3 protein-coding genes are annotated in these 2915 nt (G+C 40.3%); all 3 read left to right on the forward strand.

The features are described 5' to 3' along the window. Window positions 1-173: 173 nt before the first annotated feature. Window positions 174-1412, forward strand: a complete 1239-nt coding sequence (fabF, locus tag H5072_RS15900; protein ID WP_002962376.1) for a beta-ketoacyl-ACP synthase II — start codon at window positions 174-176, stop codon at window positions 1410-1412. A 59-nt stretch (window positions 1413-1471) separates the two neighbouring features. Then, window positions 1472-2287, forward strand: coding sequence for an aminodeoxychorismate lyase (gene pabC, locus H5072_RS15905; RefSeq protein ID WP_182694071.1), 816 nt, complete (start codon window positions 1472-1474; stop codon window positions 2285-2287). Next, a partial coding sequence (gene mltG / locus H5072_RS15910; RefSeq protein WP_182694072.1) for an endolytic transglycosylase MltG occupies window positions 2281-2915 on the forward strand: 635 nt, incomplete at its 3' end. The genes pabC and mltG, both read left to right, overlap by 7 nt.

Genomic DNA, 2915 nt, shown 5'->3' on the forward strand with positions numbered 1-2915 from the left:
TATATCCAAACCACCTCAAAGTTCGTGATTCAAAACTTAAGCCTCAATGCTCAATTTTAGCTAAAAATTAATTTTGATTGTGTTATGCGTTTTTAATCTATTTTGGGACTAGCACTTTGAGGTAGCTTGGGTATGATCATCCCCTTGTAAATATCCCTTATTGGAGGCAAACCGTGGCTAAACGTCGAGTCGTCGTAACTGGCTTAGGAATGTTGACGCCGCTAGGTAATGATGTTCAATCAACCTGGCAAGGCTTATTAGATGGCAAAAGTGGCATTCAAACAATAACCCACTTTGATACATCAAAATTTGGTACTAAATTCGCTGGTTTAATAAATGACTTTGATGCAACTGCATACATGTCAGCGAAAGATACTAAAAAAATGGACTTGTTTATTCAGTACGGCATTGCAGCGGGTGTTCAAGCCTTTAAAGATTCAGGCCTTGAAATTACTGAGCAAAACGCAACACGTATAGGTGTAGCTGTGGGCTCTGGTATTGGTGGCTTAACGCTTATCGAAGAAAACCACATTAAGTTATTAAATAGTGGTCCGCGCAAGTTATCGCCATTTTATGTTCCGTCTACCATTATTAATATGATCTCAGGTCACTTATCAATGATGCATGGACTTCGTGGTCCAAATATTTCAATTGTAACTGCCTGTACTACTGGTTTGCATAATATTGGCCATGCCGCGCGCATGATTGCCTACGGTGATGCAGATGCAATGGTTGCTGGCGGTGCAGAAAAAGCCTGTACCCCAATTGGTATGGGTGGCTTTAATGCTGCACGTGCACTTTCAACCCGCAATGACGATCCACAAGCGGCTTCTCGCCCTTGGGATAAAGACCGCGATGGCTTTGTGCTTTCTGATGGTGCAGGTGTTGTTGTAGTTGAAGAGTACGAACATGCTAAAGCGCGTGGCGCTAAAATTTATGCTGAGCTTGTAGGCTTTGGTATGAGCGGCGATGCGTACCACATGACATCACCACCAGAAGATGGAGCGGGTGCTGCCCTTGCAATGCAAAACGCACTAAATGATGCGCAAGTGAACGCTGAGCAAATTGGTTACATTAACGCACACGGTACATCTACAAATGCAGGCGATAAAGCAGAAACTGCCGCTGTTAAGTCTATTTTTGGTAACGCAGCTAAAGATGTAATGGTAGGCTCGTCTAAATCGATGATGGGTCACTTGTTAGGTGCTGCAGGCTCGGTTGAATCGATTATTTCGATTTTATCACTGACAGATCAAAAAGTGTCGCCAACTATCAACCTTGATAACCCAGACGAAGGGTGTGACTTAGATTATATTGCTCACACTGCACGTGATGCAAAGTTAGACTTTGCACTGTGTAACTCGTTCGGTTTTGGTGGTACTAATGGCTCGTTGCTATTTAAAAAGGTATAATCTTTTTTAACAACGAATCAAATTATAAGAGCTCAGTTGTTTAACTGGGCTTTTTTTATATGCCAAATAAAATGCAAACAATAATAGCAGTAGATCAAAACAGCACTTTAAGCACGCGTGACAGAGGCTTAAATTACGGTGACGGCTTTTTTACAACGGCTAAAGTTGTTAATGGGCAAGTACAGTATTGGGCTCATCATAAAGCGCGTTTGATTGAATGCGCACAGCGTTTGGGTTTTCCTGAGCTAGATTTTAATCGCCTTGAAAACCAAATTGCTTTGCATATAAAAGCTGCACCACTCAACGTGCTTAAAATACTTGTAACGCGAGGCGAAGGCGGACGTGGTTATGGGCTGCCAAGTGAGTGTAATATTACTATTTTATTGAGCATATTAGATTACCCTAGTAATTACGAAGCACTTGTTAAAAAGGGTGTAAATCTCGAAATAAGCCCAATTAAATTAGCAGCACAGCCTTATTTAGCGGGTCTTAAAACACTAAACCGGCTAGAGCAAGTACTAGTTAAAAAAGCAATGCAAACGCAAAACTGCGACGATGTGTTAGTGCTTGATTACAATAACAATGTAATTGAAGCTTCTGCGGCTAATATTTTTGCGATTAAAAATAAGCGTGTGTTTACGCCATTGCTTGATGAGTGCGGAATAAAGGGCGTTTATCTGCAATCGTTATGTGATAAATTGCCTGTTGAATTTAAACGCGTGAAAGTAGAAGACTTAACCCAAGCAGACGCCGTATTTGTGTGTAATAGCTTAATGGGAGCAGTACCTGTAAAACGTATTGAGCAACAGGTATTTAATACAGACGACAGCCACGCATTACTAACTAAATTATTAGCCAAGGAGGCTGAGTGTTAAAAGTTATTTTATCGGTACTTTTTTTAGCTGTTATAACCACTGCTGTTGGTTACCAGCAATTACAAGCAACAATAAATAGCCCGTTAAAGGTAGCACAAAGCACACAATTTGAAGTTAAGCATGGCACTGGCTTTAATAAGTTATGCCAACAATGGCAAGCTAATAACTGGGTAGAAAGTTGTTGGCGTTATCAGGTAATTGCCAAATTAGATCCCACACTTACCGACTTAAAAGCGGGGCTTTACGAGCTAACAGCCGATAGCGTTATTAACAACGTAAAAAAAATTAACCAAGGTCAGCAAATTAGTTTTAGTTTTACCATAATTGAAGGTCAAAACTTACGTGAAGTACTAAGTGCTATTAAAAAAGCTGATAATTTACAAAACGATTTAAAAACTGACGAACTAAGTACTCAAATACTGGGTAATAACACGCACTTAGAAGGCTGGTTATTCCCCGACACTTACCATTATCATAATAACGATACTGCAAGCAGTGTATTAAAACGTGCAGCACAAAAAATGCAGCAAACGTTAGATGATGCTTGGCAGCAGCGCGCCGCTAATCTACCCTATAAAACAGCATACGAAGCACTAATAATGGCTTCAATTGTTGAAAAAGAAACAGG

Source organism: Pseudoalteromonas sp. SR45-5, from assembly GCF_014163565.1.
Taxonomy (GTDB): domain Bacteria; phylum Pseudomonadota; class Gammaproteobacteria; order Enterobacterales; family Alteromonadaceae; genus Pseudoalteromonas; species Pseudoalteromonas distincta.

Coding starts and splice junctions, on each gene's coding strand:
- pabC (WP_182694071.1), top strand. CDS start 1,472: ATGCCAAATAAAATGCAAACAATAATAGCAGTAGATCAAAACAGCACT.